This window comes from Kocuria sp. GQ42, assembly GCF_059758435.1.
On record NZ_JCAXEN010000004.1, the window covers coordinates 295,228 to 310,064 of the forward strand.

The 14,837-nt window shown below is 75.0% G+C and carries 11 protein-coding genes; all 11 read right to left on the minus strand.

All coding sequences use genetic code 11. The features are described 5' to 3' along the window. Positions 1–86: 86 nt before the first annotated feature. The 11 genes from AC6CH6_RS10995 to rsmH all read right to left on the minus strand — a co-directional run bounded on the left by AC6CH6_RS10995 (position 87) and on the right by rsmH (position 14,775). Positions 87–1,253: a cell division protein FtsQ/DivIB gene (locus AC6CH6_RS10995; protein WP_498255139.1), complete on the minus strand. Its 1,167-nt coding sequence runs from the start codon at positions 1,251–1,253 to the stop codon at positions 87–89. Further along, positions 1,253–2,656, minus strand: coding sequence for a UDP-N-acetylmuramate--L-alanine ligase (gene murC, locus AC6CH6_RS11000; protein ID WP_498255140.1), 1,404 nt, complete (start codon positions 2,654–2,656; stop codon positions 1,253–1,255). The genes AC6CH6_RS10995 and murC overlap by 1 nt, the downstream gene beginning before the upstream one ends. Then, on the minus strand, positions 2,646–3,773 hold the full coding sequence (gene murG / locus AC6CH6_RS11005; protein WP_498255141.1) for an undecaprenyldiphospho-muramoylpentapeptide beta-N-acetylglucosaminyltransferase: 1,128 nt from the start codon (positions 3,771–3,773) through the stop codon (positions 2,646–2,648). Before murG ends, murC begins: the two co-directional genes overlap by 11 nt. Further along, positions 3,770–4,999, minus strand: coding sequence for a putative lipid II flippase FtsW (gene ftsW, locus AC6CH6_RS11010; RefSeq protein WP_133411681.1), 1,230 nt, complete (start codon positions 4,997–4,999; stop codon positions 3,770–3,772). The genes murG and ftsW overlap by 4 nt, the downstream gene beginning before the upstream one ends. After that, positions 4,996–6,522: a UDP-N-acetylmuramoyl-L-alanine--D-glutamate ligase gene (gene murD, locus AC6CH6_RS11015; protein WP_498255142.1), complete on the minus strand. Its 1,527-nt coding sequence runs from the start codon at positions 6,520–6,522 to the stop codon at positions 4,996–4,998. The genes ftsW and murD overlap by 4 nt, the downstream gene beginning before the upstream one ends. Then, positions 6,519–7,634, minus strand: a complete 1,116-nt coding sequence (gene mraY, locus AC6CH6_RS11020) for a phospho-N-acetylmuramoyl-pentapeptide-transferase (protein WP_133411679.1) — start codon at positions 7,632–7,634, stop codon at positions 6,519–6,521. The genes murD and mraY overlap by 4 nt, the downstream gene beginning before the upstream one ends. After that, positions 7,631–9,232 carry a UDP-N-acetylmuramoyl-tripeptide--D-alanyl-D-alanine ligase gene (locus AC6CH6_RS11025; protein ID WP_498255143.1) on the minus strand — a complete coding sequence of 534 codons (1,602 nt, stop codon included), beginning with the start codon at positions 9,230–9,232 and terminating at the stop codon, positions 7,631–7,633. Before AC6CH6_RS11025 ends, mraY begins: the two co-directional genes overlap by 4 nt. Further along, a complete protein-coding gene (locus AC6CH6_RS11030; protein ID WP_498255144.1) occupies positions 9,229–10,878 on the minus strand; it encodes a UDP-N-acetylmuramoyl-L-alanyl-D-glutamate--2,6-diaminopimelate ligase in 1,650 nt (549 codons plus the stop codon). The genes AC6CH6_RS11025 and AC6CH6_RS11030 overlap by 4 nt, the downstream gene beginning before the upstream one ends. Before the next feature lie 91 nt (positions 10,879–10,969). Further along, positions 10,970–12,982 carry a peptidoglycan D,D-transpeptidase FtsI family protein gene (locus AC6CH6_RS11035; RefSeq protein WP_498255145.1) on the minus strand — a complete coding sequence of 671 codons (2,013 nt, stop codon included), beginning with the start codon at positions 12,980–12,982 and terminating at the stop codon, positions 10,970–10,972. Between the two features lie 78 nt (positions 12,983–13,060). After that, the gene (ftsL, locus tag AC6CH6_RS11040) at positions 13,061–13,777 is read right to left on the minus strand and encodes a cell division protein FtsL (protein ID WP_498255146.1); all 717 of its coding nucleotides are present in this window, start codon (positions 13,775–13,777) and stop codon (positions 13,061–13,063) included. Further along, entirely contained in the window at positions 13,774–14,775 is a 1,002-nt protein-coding gene (rsmH, locus tag AC6CH6_RS11045) for a 16S rRNA (cytosine(1402)-N(4))-methyltransferase RsmH (RefSeq protein ID WP_498255147.1), read from the minus strand. Before rsmH ends, ftsL begins: the two co-directional genes overlap by 4 nt. Positions 14,776–14,837: the final 62 nt, after the last annotated feature.

Sequence of the window (14,837 nt, forward strand, 5' to 3'; positions counted from 1 at the left end):
CGACACTTTTCGCCAAAACCGCACGTCGTGCTGCGTTTCGGCCGCACTCTCGACCTCTGGTGGAACGTGAGTTCCGGTGTCGCCCCTCAGCGCACCACGGGGCGCGTCGGGCTCGACACGTCGTAGGTCTCGACGCCGCTGCCGGCGCCGCGCGCCTCGACGAGCTCCCGGAGGACCTGCGACTTGAGCTCGCTGTCCTCGGCGGTGCCCCAGACGACCGTGCGGCCGTCGGTGAAGGCCAGCTCCACCGAGGACAGCGACTCGGCCGAGGCGGTGCGCAGCTGGGCGAGGACGGACTCCGGCAGGGCGGCCAGCACGTCCGCGATGGCCTCGAACCGTTCGCCCTCGAGCACGTCGCGCCCGCCCGTGACGACGGGGACGCCCGCCTCCTCCGCGGAGCCTGCGGTCATCAGCTCCACCCCCTCCGAGTCGACGACCACGAACTCCCCGTCGTCCTCGATCGCGGCGACGGGCACGCGCTCGCGCAGCGCGACCACGAGGTGGTGCGGGGGCTCGAGCAGGACCTCGATGGAGCGGACCTGCGGGATCCGCCCCACCCGCTCCCGCACCTCGTCCTTGGAGATCCGCGTCAGCGGGACGCCCCGGTAGGCGTCGAGCGCGGACTCGACGCGGGCCGGGTCCGTCAGCTCCGCGCCGCGCACGGTGATGTCCCGCACGGCCAGCGCCGGGGAGAGGAACAGGACGCCGGCGAGCACCGCCAGGGCGGCGAGCACCCCGAGGACCGCGCCGATCCGCCGGCGCCGGCGCCGGGCCCCCGGTGAGGCGGGAAAGGCCACGACCGTGGCCCCCACGGCGGTGGCCCCCACAGCCGTGGAACCGGCCCGCGGGGGCTCCTCCACCGGGGGGAGCCGGGAGGCGGTGAGCGTGCGGGTGGCGGCGCGCTCCTGCCGGTGCCGCCGCCACGCGCTGAAGCGCCCGCCGGCGGCCGGGACCTCCTCGAGGTCGTCCTCGTCGGCCAGGGGCGTGACCTTGGTCCCGTCGTTCACGCGCACGCGCACGCGCCCGCCCTCCGGCGCGGCCGCGCCGGAGGCGGTGCTCCCGGACCGCGGCGGGCCCCCGGGGCCGGCCGGCGGTCCGGGGTCGCGCTCGGGGGCGGCGCCTCGCTCGGACGCGGGGCCCGAGGTGGTCTCCGGCACGGTCCCGCCGGCGGGCCCGGGAACGCCGGCGCCCCCGGCGGAGTCCCCGGCCGGGTCCCCGAAGCGGGGCTGGTGCGGGCGGCCGTGCCGGCTCATCAGCGGGCCCCGAGGCGGTCCACGAGCCGGGGCCCGAGGGCGGTGACGTCCCCGGCGCCCACCGTGAGCACCAGGTCCCCGGGGCGTGCGGCCGCCGCGGCCTCGGCGACCGCGTCGGCGCCGTCCGGCACGTAGCGGACGTGGGCGGGGGCGCGGTCGGTGACGATCCGGCTCGTGAGGCCGTCGACGGGCTGCTCCCGCGCGGCGAAGATGTCGATCACGAGGGCCTCGTCGGCCAGCGCCAGGGCGTCGGCGAACTCGGCCGCGAACTCGCGCGTGCGGGAGAACAGGTGCGGCTGGAAGATCGCGATCACCCGGTGCCCGGACGCGACCTCCCGCGCGGCCGTGAGCGCCGCGACCACCTCGGTGGGGTGGTGGGCGTAGTCGTCGAAGACCCGGACCCCGTCCACCTCGCCCCGCAGGTCGAAGCGCCGGGCGGAGCCGTGGAAACCGGCCAGCCCGCGCACCGCGTCCGCGGGCGGGACGCCGGCCTCGACGGCCACGCAGAAGGCGGCGGTCGCGTTGAGGACGTTGTGCCGGCCCGGCACCACGAGCTCGAGCCGCTCCTCCCGGCGGTCGGCGCCCTCGCCCAGGAGCAGGGTGCTGCTGGTGCGCAGCCCGTCGGCCTCCCCGGGCAGCACCTGGACGTCGGAGCCCGGGTCCGTGCCGTAGCTGACCACCCGTCCGCCGGCGGACCGGTGGCGCTCCGCGAGCTCTCGCGAGCCGGGGTCGTCCTGGCAGGCCACGAGCAGCCCGTCCGCGGGCAGGGTCGCGGCGAACTCGTCGAAGGCCCGGTAGAAGGCCTCGCGGGAGGCGTAGTAGTCGAGGTGGTCGGGCTCGATGTTGGTGACCACGGCGATCCGCGGACCGTACGCGAGGAAGGAGCCGTCCGACTCGTCGGCCTCGGCCACGAACCACGGGCCCGTGCCGAGGGCGGCGTTGGAGCCGAGGTCGGCCACGTGCGCGCCGATCGCCCAGGAGGGCTCCAGCCCGGCGGTGTGCAGCGCGAGCGCGGCCATGGCGCTCGTGGTGGTCTTGCCGTGCGTGCCGGCCACCGCCACGACCGCGCGGCCGTGCATCGCGGACGCGAGCGCCTCGGAGCGGTGCAGCACGCGCAGCCCGGCGGCCCGGGCGGCGGAGTACTCGGGGTCCTCGGGCGGGATCGCGGTGGACACCACCACGGTCTGCGCCCCGTCCACGTGCTCGGCGCGCTGGCCCACGTGCACGGTGGCGCCCAGGTCCTGGAGCTGGCGCAGCGCCGGAGAGTCCTGGCGGTCGGAGCCGCTGACCGGGACCCCGCGGGCGAGCATCAGCTTGGCGACGGCGGACATCCCCGCGCCGCCCATCCCGATGAAGTGGACCCGGCCCAGCAGGGCGGGGTCGGTCTCGTGCTCAGCGCTCACCGGGGACCTCCTCGAGGATCATCCGTGCCAGCACGGTGTCGGCGTCGCGCACGCCGTGGGCGCGGCTCGCGGCGGCCATCGCGGCGAGGCGGCCGGGGTCGTCCAGCAGGGGGTGCACGTTCCGGCGGTACCAGTCGGGGGTGAACGCGTCGTCGGCGACGAGCTGCGCCGCGCCGGCCGCCACCAGGGAGGCGGCGTTGAGCGCCTGCTCGCCGTTGCCGACGGGCAGCGGGACGAACACGGCGGGCAGGCCGACGGCGGCGACCTCCGAGACGGTCGCGGCGCCGGCGCGGGCCACGAGCAGGTCCGCGGCGGCGTAGACCCGCTCCATGCCGTCCACGTACTCGACCTGCACGTAGCCGGGGGCGCTCAGCGGCGCGCCGTCGTCCCGGGTGAGCTGCTTGCCCCGGCCGGTGACGTGGAGGAGCTGGTAGCCGCGCGCGGCGACCTCCCCGACGACGCCGGCCACGGTGCGGTTCATGGCGAGGGCGCCCGAGGAGCCGCCGGTGACCACGACGGTGGGCAGGTCGGGGTCGAGCCCGAAGGACCGGCGGGACTCCGCGCGCAGCGCCTCCCGGTCCAGGTGGGAGATCTCCCGGCGCATGGGCATGCCGACGGTGACGGCTCCGCGCAGCGGGGTGCCGGGGAACGCGGCGGCCACGGTCCTGGCCCAGCGCGCGCCGACCCGGTTGGCCAGACCGGGGCGGGCATTGGCCTCGTGCACCACGATGGGCAGCCCGCGCCGGGCGGCGGCGAGGTAGACGGGGGTGCAGACGTAGCCGCCGACGCCCAGCACCACGTCCGGCCGGACGCGGTCGAGGATCTCCCCGGCCTGCCGCACGGCGCCGAGGAGCCGTCCGGGCAGCCGGACGAGGTCCACGGAGGGCCGGCGGGGCAGCGGGACCCGGTCGACGAGCTCGAGCTCGAGCCCGGCCTGCGGGACGAGCCGGGTCTCCATCCCGGACGCGGTGCCCACCGCCGTCAGGCGGGCCTCCGGTGCCTGCTCCCGCAGCGCGGCGGCCACGGCCAGGAGGGGGCTGACGTGCCCGGCGGTGCCCCCGCCGGCCAGCAGGACCGACGGCGCGGGGCCTCCGGTGGTGGGTTCGGACGGTGTCATGCGCGATCCTCGTTCGGGGTGCGGGGGCGGGGGGTGGGGACCTGGATCCGGCGCGGCAGCCGGGTGAAGGACATCACGACGCCGACGGCCGCGAGGCTCATCAGCAGCGACGACCCACCGTAGCTGATGAACGGGAGGGGGACGCCGATCACGGGCAGCACCCCCGTGACCATGCCGATGTTGATGAACGCCTGGCCGACCAGCCAGGTCACGATGCAGGCGGTGGCGATCCGGACGAAGCCGCTGCGGGCGCGCAGGATGACGCGGGCCATCGCCAGGGCCATGACCGCGAAGAGGGCGAGGATCAGCACCGTGCCCAGCAGGCCCAGCTCCTCGCCGATGATCGAGAAGATGTAGTCGTTGTGCGCCTCGGGGACGTAGTTGTACTTGAGCCGGGACTGGCCCAGCCCCACGCCCCACCAGCCGCCCGAGGCGAGGGCGTTGAGCCCCTGCTGGGACTGGTAGCAGGCGTCGGTGGCGCCGCACTCGCCGAACAGCCAGCCGGTGATCCGGTCCACGCGGTGGGGCGCGGTGACCACGGCCAGCGTGCCGACCAGCGCGGCCCCGGCGGCCGCGATCGCGAACAGCCGCAGCGGCGCCCCGGCGAAGAACAGGGCGGCCCCGTAGATCAGCACGAAGACGAGGGCCGTGCCGACGTCGTCGCCCAGCACGATCATCGCGGCGGGGATCCCGATGCCCAGCCCGGACGGCCACAGGGCCTGGCGCCAGTCGCGCACGGCGTCGCCCTGCCGGGCCAGGACCATGGCCAGCCAGATCGCCACGGCGAGCTTGGCGGCCTCGGACGGCTGGAAGGTCTGCCCGCCCACCACGATCCAGTTCCGGTTGCCGTTGATCTCCTGCCCGAGCGGGGTGAAGACGAGCATGAGCAGCAGCACGGCGAGGACCAGCAGTCCGGTCGCGCCCCGGCGGTACCAGGCGGTGGGCACGAAGGACAGCGCGAACATCAGGACCACGCCGATCCCGCCGAAGGTGGCCTGCTTGACGAAGTACGAGTACGCGGACTCCTGCGCCGAGATCGACTCGACCGCCGAGGCCGAGAGGACCATCATGATGCCGATGGCCGTCAGCAGCAGCACGGAGCCGGCCAGCGCGTAGTAGGAGTGGATGAGTGGTCCGTCCACGAGGGCACGCCAGAAGCGGCGCGCCCCGCCCAGGGAGCCGCGGGCCGTCCGCGCGAGCCCCGCCCGGTCCTGCACCTGCGTCACGAGAGCCGTCCCACGAGGTCCGCGACCTCCCGGACGAACGCGTCACCGCGGTGGGCGTAGGAGCTGAACTGGTCCATCGAGGCGGACGCCGGCGCCATCAGCACCGTGTCGCCCTTCCGGGCGACCTCGTGGGCGAGCCGCACCGCCTCGCCCATCACGGCGTCGCCCGCCGCGGGGCCGGGACGCTCGGCGGTCCGCAGGACGGGGACCTCGGGGGCGTGCGCGGCGAGCGCGGCCAGCAGCGAGTCGTTGTCCGTGCCGATGAGCACCACGGTGCGCAGCCGGCCGGCGTGCCGGGCGACGAGCCGGTCGTAGGAGACGCCCTTGGACAGGCCGCCGGCGATCCACACCACGGAGTCGAACGCGGCCAGGGCCGCGTCGGCCGCGTGCGGGTTGGTGGCCTTGGAGTCGTTGATCCACAGCACGCCGTGGGTCGTGGCGACGGCCTGGATCCGGTGGTCGCCGGGCTCCCAGGCGCGCAGCCCCTCCCGCACGGCCTCCGGCGGGGCGCCGGCCGCCCGGGCCAGCGCCGCGGCGGCCAGCGCGTTGGCCACGCCGTGGGGCGTGGGGAGGGGGCCGGTGTCGGTGATCGAGGCGAGCTCGAGGGCGGAGCCCCGGCGGTCGTCGAGGAAGGCGCGGTCCACGAGCAGGTCCTCCACGACGCCGAGCATGCTGACGTCCGGGGTCTCGAGGGTGAAGCCCACGGCGCGGCAGCCCTCCAGCACGTCGGCCTCCTCGACCATGCGCACGGTCTCGGCCTGCTGGGCGTTGTAGACGCACGCCACCCGGGTGTGCTCGTAGATGCGGGACTTGTCCGCCACGTAGTTCTCGTAGCCGCCGTGCCAGTCCACGTGGTCCTCGGCCACGTTGAGCACCACGGACGCCAGCGGCGACATCGAGGACGTCCAGTGCAGCTGGAAGCTGGAGAGCTCCACGGCGAGGACGTCGTGCTCGACCGGCTCGCGCAGCGCGTCCAGGATGGGGGTGCCCACGTTGCCGACGGCGGCCGCGGTGAACCCGGCGGCCTGCAGCATCGACGCGGTCATCCCGACCGTGGTGGTCTTGCCGTTGGTCCCGGTGATGCACACCCACTCGGCAGTCTTGCGCCCGGCGCGCTCGCGCACCCGCCAGGCGAGCTCCACGTCGCCCCAGATCTGGACGCCCTCGGCGGCCGCGGCGGCGAGCAGGGGGTGGTCGGGCCGCAGCCCCGGGGACGTGACGACCAGGTCGGGGCGCTCGCCCTCGACGTCGGGCACGGCCCCCTGGGCCGCCTCCCCCAGCAGGACGTCGGCAGCGCCCACGATCCGCAGGGTGTCGGCCTTCACCCGGTTCTCCGGGGTGTCCGCCCCGTCGACGACGACGACGCGGGCGCCGAGCTCGACCAGGGTGTCCGCGGCGGCGAAGCCCGACAGGCCGATGCCGGCGACGACCACGCGCAGCCCGGCCCAGTCGGCGTCCCACGTGGTGAGCCCGGCCAGGCGCGGCCGGTCCAGGACGGGGTTGTCGTTGCTCGCGTGGATCATTGGATCATTCCTCCGTGGGAGAGCAGCCAGTCGCCGTAGAAGACGCCGAGCGCGGCCGCGACGAACAGCCCGGCGATGATCCAGAAGCGGACCACGATGGTCACCTCGTTCCAGCCCTTGAGCTCGAAGTGGTGCTGCAGCGGCGCCATCTTGAAGATGCGCTTGCCGCCGGAGAGCTTGAAGTAGCCGACCTGCAGGATGACGGAGACCGTGATGATCACGAACAGCCCGGCGATGAGCACCAGCAGCAGCTCGGTGCGGGTGAGCACCGCGAACGCGGCGAGCGCGCCGCCGAGGCCCAGCGATCCCGTGTCGCCCATGAAGATCTTCGCCGGGGAGGTGTTCCACCACAGGAAGCCCACCAGGGCCCCGACCAGCGCGGCGGCGGTGAGGGCGAGGTCGGCGGCGTCGCGCACCTCGTAGCAGACCCCCTCGGCCACGGCTCCGCACAGGTGGGTGTTCTGCCACATGGCGATCAGCAGGTAGCCGCTGAACACGAGGATGGACGCCCCGGTGGCGAGGCCGTCGAGGCCGTCGGTGAGGTTCACGGCGTTGGTCGTGGCGGTGGCGATCAGGTTCACCCAGATCACGAAGAGGACGGCCCCGACCGCGGTGCCGGCGAAGGCGAGGTCGAGGGCCGTGTCCCGGGTGATGGAGATCGCCGAGGACGCGGGGGTCGTGCCCTGCGGACCGGGCACGAGCAGCACGAGCAGGGCGAAGGCGGTGCCGATGAGGCCCTGGAGGACGATCTTGCCCACGGGGCTGAGCCCGAGGTTCTGCTTCTTGGCGATCTTCTTGTAGTCGTCGATGAACCCGACGAAGCCCATGCCGAGCATCAGCAGCAGCGCGGAGAGCCCGGAGAGGGTGACGCCCCCGTAGGAGGGCCACAGCATCCCGGAGATCAGGTGCGTGAGCGCGTAGGCGACCACCACGGAGCCGAGGATCGCCACGCCGCCCATGGTGGGCGTCCCGCGCTTGGTGTGGTGGCTCGTGGGCCCGTCGTCCCGGATGAACTGGCCGTAGCCGCGCCGGGCGAGGAACTTGATGAAGGCCGGGGTGCCGAAGAGGGACAGGACCAGGGCGAAGCAGGCCGCCATAAGGATCTGGATCATGCCGGCTCGTTCCCGTCCGCGGAGGGGCCCGGGGTGGTGGGCCTCCCGCTCGGGTCGAGGGAGGCGTTGACGAAGGGACCGGCCGAGAGCCAGTGGTCGCCGTGCGCCGGGGCGTCGTTGCCCGGGGCGGGTCCGCCGGCGCCGTCCCCGGCGTCGGCCGCGACCCGGTCCCCCAGGACCCGGAGACCGGCGGCGTTGGAGGACTTGAAGAGCACGATGTCACCCGGTGCGAGCTCCTGGCGCAGGATCTCCTCGGCGTCCTCCGCGGTCGCCGCCCAGGTGGCCTCGTTGCCCCACGAGCCCTCGAGCTGGGCGGCGTCGTAGACCGGGCGGGCGAGGTCGCCCACGGCGATCAGCTTGGAGATGTTGAGCCGGACCACCATGCGGCCCAGGGCGTCGTGCTCCTCGATCGTGCTGTCGCCGAGCTCGAGCATGCCCCCGAGCACCGCCCAGGTGCGGCGCGGCGCGGACCCGGCGGAGCCGCGGCCCAGCTGGGCCAGGGTCTGCAGCGCGGCGCGCATCGACTGCGGGTTGGCGTTGTAGGCGTCGTTGACCACCGTGACGCCGTCGGCCCGCTCGGTGCGCTCCATCCGCCACCGGCTCGCGGCGCCCTGGGCGTTGAGCGAGGCCGCGATCCGCTCCGGGGCGACCCCGGCCACGAAGGCCGCGGAGGCGGCCGCGAGCAGGTTGGAGACGTGGTGCTCCCCGATGAGCCGGGAGACGACCCGGTGCGCGGAGCCGTCCGGGAAGTGCAGGCGGAACTCCGGGCTGCCGCCGGGCCCGAGCCGGATCTCGGAGGCGTGCACCCGGGCGGCCGGGACGTCGGGCAGCGCGTTCGCCGGGGACTCCCCGAAGAACAGCACGGGCGCGGCGGTGCGGCGGTGCATCTGGCGGACCAGGGGGTCGTCGTCGTTGAGGACCGCCACGCCGTCGGCCCGCAGGGACTCGACGAGCTCGCCCTTGGCGCGGGCGATGTTGGCGACCCCGCCGAACTCGCCGGCGTGGGCGGAGCCCACGCACAGCACCACCCCGATGTCGGGGCGGACCATCCGGCACAGGTAGTCGATGTTGCCGATCCGGGTGGCGCCCATCTCGATGATGAGGAACCGGGTGCCCGGCTCGGCCTCGAAGACGGTCAGCGGCACGCCGACCTCCCCGTTGTACGAACCGCGGGGCGCGACCGTGGGACCCTCCGCGGCGAAAATGCCCCGCAGGAGGTCCTTGGTGGTGGTCTTGCCGACGGATCCGGTGACGGCGATGACCTTCACCTCGTGGTCGGCGCGCAGCTGGGCCACGACCCAGGCGGCCAGCCGGCCCATCGCCTCCACGACGTCGGGGACCACCACGCCCGGGTAGGTGACCCCCGCGGCGTCGGAGACCTCGTGCTCGACGAGGGCGAGGACGGCGCCGGCGGCGAAGGCCGCGCCCACGTACTCGTGGCCGTCGGTGACCTCCCCCGGTTTGGCGACGAACAGCGTGCCGGGACGCGCCTCGCGGGAGTCGGTCGCGACGTGGCGGACGACGGGCGCCGCGGCGGCGGCGCCGACGGCGCGCCCGCCCGTGATCTGGGCGAGCTGTGCGGCGGTGAGGTCGATCATCGGTTCTCCCAACGGTCCTGCTGCCCGTCGGCCAGCGCGGCCCGCAGCTCTTCCCTGTCGTCCAGCGGGTGGTCCACGCCCCGGATCTCCTGGACCGTCTCGTGCCCGCGGCCGGCCACGAGCACGGAGTCGGTGCGCCCCGCCATGGCCACCGCGGCGCGGATGGCCACGGCGCGGGGCTCGAGCACGAGCACCTCCTGGGCCCGGGCGCCGGCGTCGCGGGCCGCGAACGCCCCGGCCGCGACCTCGGCGCGGATCGCGCCGGCGTCCTCGTCGTGCGGGTCGTCGTCCGTGATGATCACCACGTCCGCGTGGCGGGCGGCGATCTCCCCCATGACCGGGCGCTTGGAGCGGTCCCGCTCCCCCGTGGCGCCGAAGACCACGATCACGCGGCCCTCCTCGTCGGGCGGTTCGACGGCGGCGAGCGCGCGGCGCAGGGCGTCCGGGTTGTGCGCGAAGTCGACGACGGCGGTGGGCTGCGTGCCGATGAGCTGCATCCGCCCCGGCACGTCCGTGGTGAGGGGGTCCGCCTCGTCGAGGACGCGCTGCACCTCGGCGACGTCGACCCCGGAGGCCACGACCATGACCACGGCGAGCGCGGCGTTGGCCACGTTGAAGTCGCCCGGCAGGCCCGTGGACACGCGCAGCGTGCGGCCGTCCCGGTGCCGCAGCGCGAAGGAGTGCCCGATCCCGCGGCGGGTCAGGCTGGTCAGCGTCCAGTCCGCGCCGTGCCGGCCCGGTCCGGCGTCCCGGTCCCCCGGCACGCCGCCGCGCAGGGCGATCGTGTCGACGAGGTCCGGGCCGAGCCGCTCCCGCGCGTGCTCGGCCATCCGCAGGCCCCAGACGTCGTCCTCGTCCTGGACCACGACGACGGCCCGGCGGGTCCGCTCCGGGGTGAGCAGCTGGGCCTTGACCGCGAAGTACTCGTCCATCGACCCGTGCAGGTCGAGGTGGTCCTGGGTCAGGTTGGTGAACCCGGCGACGTCGAAGCGGACGCCGTCCACCCGGTGGAACTGCAGGGCGTGGGAGGAGACCTCCATGGACGCCGCCGTGATGCCGCGCTCGCGCATGAGCGCCAGCAGCGCGTGCACGTGCGGGGCCTCGGGGGTGGTGAGCCGGGAGGGGATCGACTCGTCGCCGGCGAGGATCTCGATGGTCCCGATCAGCCCCGTGCGCCGGCCCAGGGCGCGGAGCACCGAGTTGGTGAAGTAGGTCGTGGTCGTCTTGCCGTTGGTGCCGGTCACCGCGAACAGGGCCGGGGCGGTCCCGTCCTCCGGCCGGGAGCCGTAGACGCGTGCGGCGATCGCCCCCACGGACCGGCGGGGGTCCGGGGCCTCGACCACGGGCAGCCCGATGCCGGCGTCCCGGAGGATCGCGGCGCCCTCGGCGTCGGTGAGCACCGCGGCGGCGCCGGAGCGCTGGGCGGCCGCGGCGAAGCGGGCGCCGTGGGTGCGGGCGCCGGGCAGCGCCGCGTAGAGGTCCCCGGGGCGCAGTTCCCGGGAGTCCAGGGAGATGCCGGTGACGTCCACGGCGCGGGACGGCGCCGTCCCGCCCGCGAGCCGGGCGGTCTCCGCGAGGCTCAGCGGCCGGGGGCGGGCGGGGCGCATCGTCTGCGCGTCGTGTCCCTGCTGGGCTGTCGCGTCCATCAACGTCCTTCGTGGTCTGGGCGGCGGGTGGGTGGTCCGCCGGGAGCGGGGGGCGGGCCCGGGGGGTGGCCGGGCACGGCGATATGGAAGTCTAGTCGCCCTCGTCGGCCCGCCGGGACGCCTCCGGGGCGGTCCCACCGGTCCCGGCGGGACCGGTCCCGGCCGCGGCGTCGGCCCCGGTACCGGCCTCCGTGTCGGCCTCCGTGTCGGCGGCGGGCCCCTCCTCGGCGTCGCCCGGGGCGTCCGCCCCGGTGCCGCCGTCCTCGGGCGCCTCGACGCCCGGCGGGGTGTCCACCGGCGCCGTCTGCTCGCTCTCGTCCTCCTCCGGATCGTCCGTGCGCAGCGGGATCCGCACGGGCTCGGTGGTGGAGGGCGGGACGTCGTAGTGGCGCAGCACCTGGCCCATGATCTTGCTGAAGGTGGGGGTGGTGCCGATCGCGCGGACGTCGCCCTGGGGTCGCTGGAGCGTGACCGCCACGAGGTACTGGGGGTCCTCGACGGGAGCGACGCCCACGAAGGAGGTGGTGTAGCCGTCGTAGCCGCCCTCCGGGCTGGGGGCCTCGGCGGTGCCGGTCTTGCCACCCACCCGGTAGCCCTCCACGGCGGCCTCCTTGGCGCCGCCCTGGGTGACGGTGACCTCCATCATGTCGAGCACCTGCTCGGCCGTCTCCTCGGAGACGACCCGTTCGCCCTCGGGCCGCTCGACCGGGGTGCTGGTGCCGTCGGGGGCGAGGACGGACTCGACGACCCGGGGCTCCACCTGGACCCCGCCGTTGCCGATGGCCTGGAAGATCGTCGCCGTGCGCAGCGGGGTCTGAGCGACGCCCTGGCCGAAGAGCACGGTGTACTGCTGGCGCACGTCCCACTGGTCCGCGCTCGTGAGGATGCCGGGCGACTCGCCGGGCAGCTCGATGCCCGTGGTCTCGCCGACGCCGAAGCGCTGCATCCACTCGTGGCGCTGCTCCGGGGCGAGCTTGCCGCCGATCAGGACGGTGCCGGTGTTCATCGAGTCGGCGATGATCCCGGTGAACGTGCGCCGCTGCTCGCCGTGGTCGAAGGCGTCGGTGATCTTCTGCCCGTCGATCTCCAGGAACGGGGGCACGGTGACCTCCGTGCGGGGCGTGGCCACGCCCTCCTCCACGGCGGCCGCCGCGGTGAGGATCTTCTGGGTGGAGCCGGGTTCCACGGCCTGGGTGACGGCCCGCGCCCCCAGGTCCTCCGCCTCGGCGGAGCCGATGTCGTTGGGGTCCACGGTCGAGGAGTCGGCCAGTGCGAGCACCGCGCCGTCCTCGATCCGCATGACCACGGCCGTGCCCCACTCGGCGTCGAGCTCCTCGGCGCGCTCGGTGACGGCCTGCTGGGCGAAGAACTGGACGTCGCTGTCGATCGACAGCTGCACCGAGGAGCCGTCCTCCACCGGGCTCTCCTCCTGGGGCGCCACCGGGATCCGCACGCCGTCGGCGCTGATCTCGAAGGTCCGGCTCCCGTCCGTGCCGCGCAGGAGCTCGTCCTGGGTCTGCTCGATCCCGCCGAGCGCCTCGTCGTCCCCGCCCATGAAGCCGACCACGCTGCCGCCCACCGGGCCGTTGGGGTAGATGCGGTCGGAGGACGGCTGCCCGTACACGTAGGGCAGGCCGAGTTCGCGAACGGTGTTCCACTGCTCGGGCGTGACCCCGCGGGCCACGTACTCGAACTGCTTGTCGCCGTCGAGGGCGTCCTTGACCTCGGTGTCCTCGAGCTCGAGGGCGTCGGCGAGCTGGTACACCGCCTGCGTGGGGGTCACGGTCTCGGTGGTGCCGTCGGCCAGGGGCCGCTCGAACTCGCGCACCAGGGACTGGTCGACCGTGACGTCGTAGCGCTGGAGCGTGCGGGCCAGGACGTTGCCGTGGGTGTCGCGGATCTCGCCGCGCAGCGCGGGCACCACCTCGGTGCGGGACCGCTCACCGGCGGCGGCCTCGGCCCGGCCGGCGGCGTCGAAGCCCTGCACCCACACGAGCCGGATCCCGAGGACCACGAGCAGGCCGAGCACGAGGACGACGCCGATGTGGCTGCGGCCGATGCCGCGGGCGCGGGGGGCGTCGGACGTCGAGCGTGCGCGTGCCACGTGTCTGCCTCGTTCCTGGTTGCGACTGGGAGATGTCCGGGGGGCTGCTGCCGGCGGGTGCGGGGGCCGGTGGCCCGGTCACTCCCCGGGCGTGCGCTGCGGCGGGGCCGGGAGGGAGCCGCCCTCCGCGTCCGCGGCGCCGGCCGGCGCGGCGTCCTCGCGGGCGCTGCGCTCGGCGTCCTCCCGCTCCTGCGCCGCCTGCTCCCGCTCGCGGTCCTCGGCGCGCTGGGCGGCACGGTCCGCGGCCTCGGAGCCGGTCTGGTGGGCGTGGTCGACCAGGATCTCGTGGTTCTCCTGGGGCTGCGCGGGCATGGGGTCGCCCTCGACGGTCCCGTTCGTGACGTCGACCGTGCCCGAGTCCTGCGCGGGGACCATGCCGAGGTCCGTCGCCATCACCGCGAGGTTCTGCGGGGCGTTGTAGAACTCGAGGTCCTGGGTGAGCGCCTCGTTCTGCTGGCTGAGGGCCTGCTCCTGGGCGCGCAGCTCCACGAGCCGGTACTGGCCCCCGGAGATCTGGATGTTCAGGACCAGGATCGAGGCCAGCGCCACCACGAGCGCCACCAGGCTGAGCACCACGGTGGAGAACCGCTGCCGGCGCGCCCGGCCCGGGACCACGGACAGCGGGGCCCGGGTCGAACCGGCCCGCTCCTCGGCGGGCGGTGCCGGGTCGCTCAGCTGGCGGGCGGAGGTGCCCTCCACCGGCGGGCGCTGCCCGCGCCGCCCGGCCCAGGCGCCGATGCCCGTGCGCTGGGAGGTCGGGCGGACGGGGCGTCGCTGGAGTCCGGTTCCGCTCATGCCGTGTACCTCTGCGCGTTCTGTGCTGTGGGGGGGACGTGCTCTCGGATGCGCTCCACCGCGCGCAGGCGCGCGGAGGCGGCACGGGGGTTCTCGTCGATCTCCCGGGGGGTGGGGGTCTCCGTCCCGCGGGTCAGGACCCGCAGGGTGGGCTTGTGCTGGTCGAGCTCCACGGGGAAGCCCTTCGGCGCCGTCGAGGCGGCTCCGCGGGCGAAGGCCTGCTTGACGATCCGGTCCTCGAGGGAGTGGTAGCTCATGGCCACCACGCGCCCGCCCACGGGCACGGCGTCCAGCGCGGCGGGGATCGCCCGGCGCAGCACGTCGAGCTCCTCGTTGACCTCGATCCGCAGCGCCTGGAAGGTCTGCTTCGCAGGGTGCCCCTTGCGGTGCTGGGCACCCTGCGGCACGGCCCCGCGGACGACCTCGACGAGCTCGCCCGTGGTCCGCAGCGGGGTCCTGGCCCGCTCCGCCACGATCGCGCGGGCGATCCGACCGGCGAAGCGCTCCTCGCCCCAGTCCCGCAGGATCCGGCGCAGGTCCTCCTCGCTGTAGTCGTTGACCACGTCCTGGGCCGTGACGGGCGCGGTGGAGTCCATGCGCATGTCCAGGGGCGCGTCGTAGGAGTAGGCGAAGCCGCGCTCGCGCTCGTCGAGCTGCAGGGACGAGACCCCGAGGTCGAAGAGCACCGCGTCCGCGTGGTCGAACCCGTGCCGGCCGAGGGCCTCCGGGATCCGGTCGTAGGTCGTGTGCACGGGGTGGAACCGGTCGCCGAACGGGGCGAGCCGCGCGCCGGCCAGCGCGTGGGCCTGCGGGTCCCGGTCGATCGCCACCAGCTGCAGGCCGGGGAAGCGCCGCAGCAGCGCCTCGGAGTGACCGCCCATGCCCATCGTCGCGTCCACCGCCACGGCGCCGTCCTCGCCGAGTGCGGGAGCCATCAGGTCCAGGCACCGTTCGAGCAGCACGGGAACGTGGAGCTGCTCGGCTGGGCGTTGCGCCATGGGCCCTCTCTTCGGCGGTCGACGGTGGATCGGTGTTCGGTGGCCGGCGCCGGGTCGACGCC

Coding starts and splice junctions, on each gene's coding strand:
- AC6CH6_RS11030 (WP_498255144.1), bottom strand. CDS start 10,878: ATGGACGCGACAGCCCAGCAGGGACACGACGCGCAGACGATGCGCCCC.
- AC6CH6_RS11025 (WP_498255143.1), bottom strand. CDS start 9,232: ATGATCGACCTCACCGCCGCACAGCTCGCCCAGATCACGGGCGGGCGC.
- AC6CH6_RS10995 (WP_498255139.1), bottom strand. CDS start 1,253: ATGAGCCGGCACGGCCGCCCGCACCAGCCCCGCTTCGGGGACCCGGCC.
- murG (WP_498255141.1), bottom strand. CDS start 3,773: ATGACACCGTCCGAACCCACCACCGGAGGCCCCGCGCCGTCGGTCCTG.
- rsmH (WP_498255147.1), bottom strand. CDS start 14,775: ATGGCGCAACGCCCAGCCGAGCAGCTCCACGTTCCCGTGCTGCTCGAA.
- murD (WP_498255142.1), bottom strand. CDS start 6,522: ATGATCCACGCGAGCAACGACAACCCCGTCCTGGACCGGCCGCGCCTG.
- ftsL (WP_498255146.1), bottom strand. CDS start 13,777: ATGAGCGGAACCGGACTCCAGCGACGCCCCGTCCGCCCGACCTCCCAG.
- mraY (WP_133411679.1), bottom strand. CDS start 7,634: ATGATCCAGATCCTTATGGCGGCCTGCTTCGCCCTGGTCCTGTCCCTC.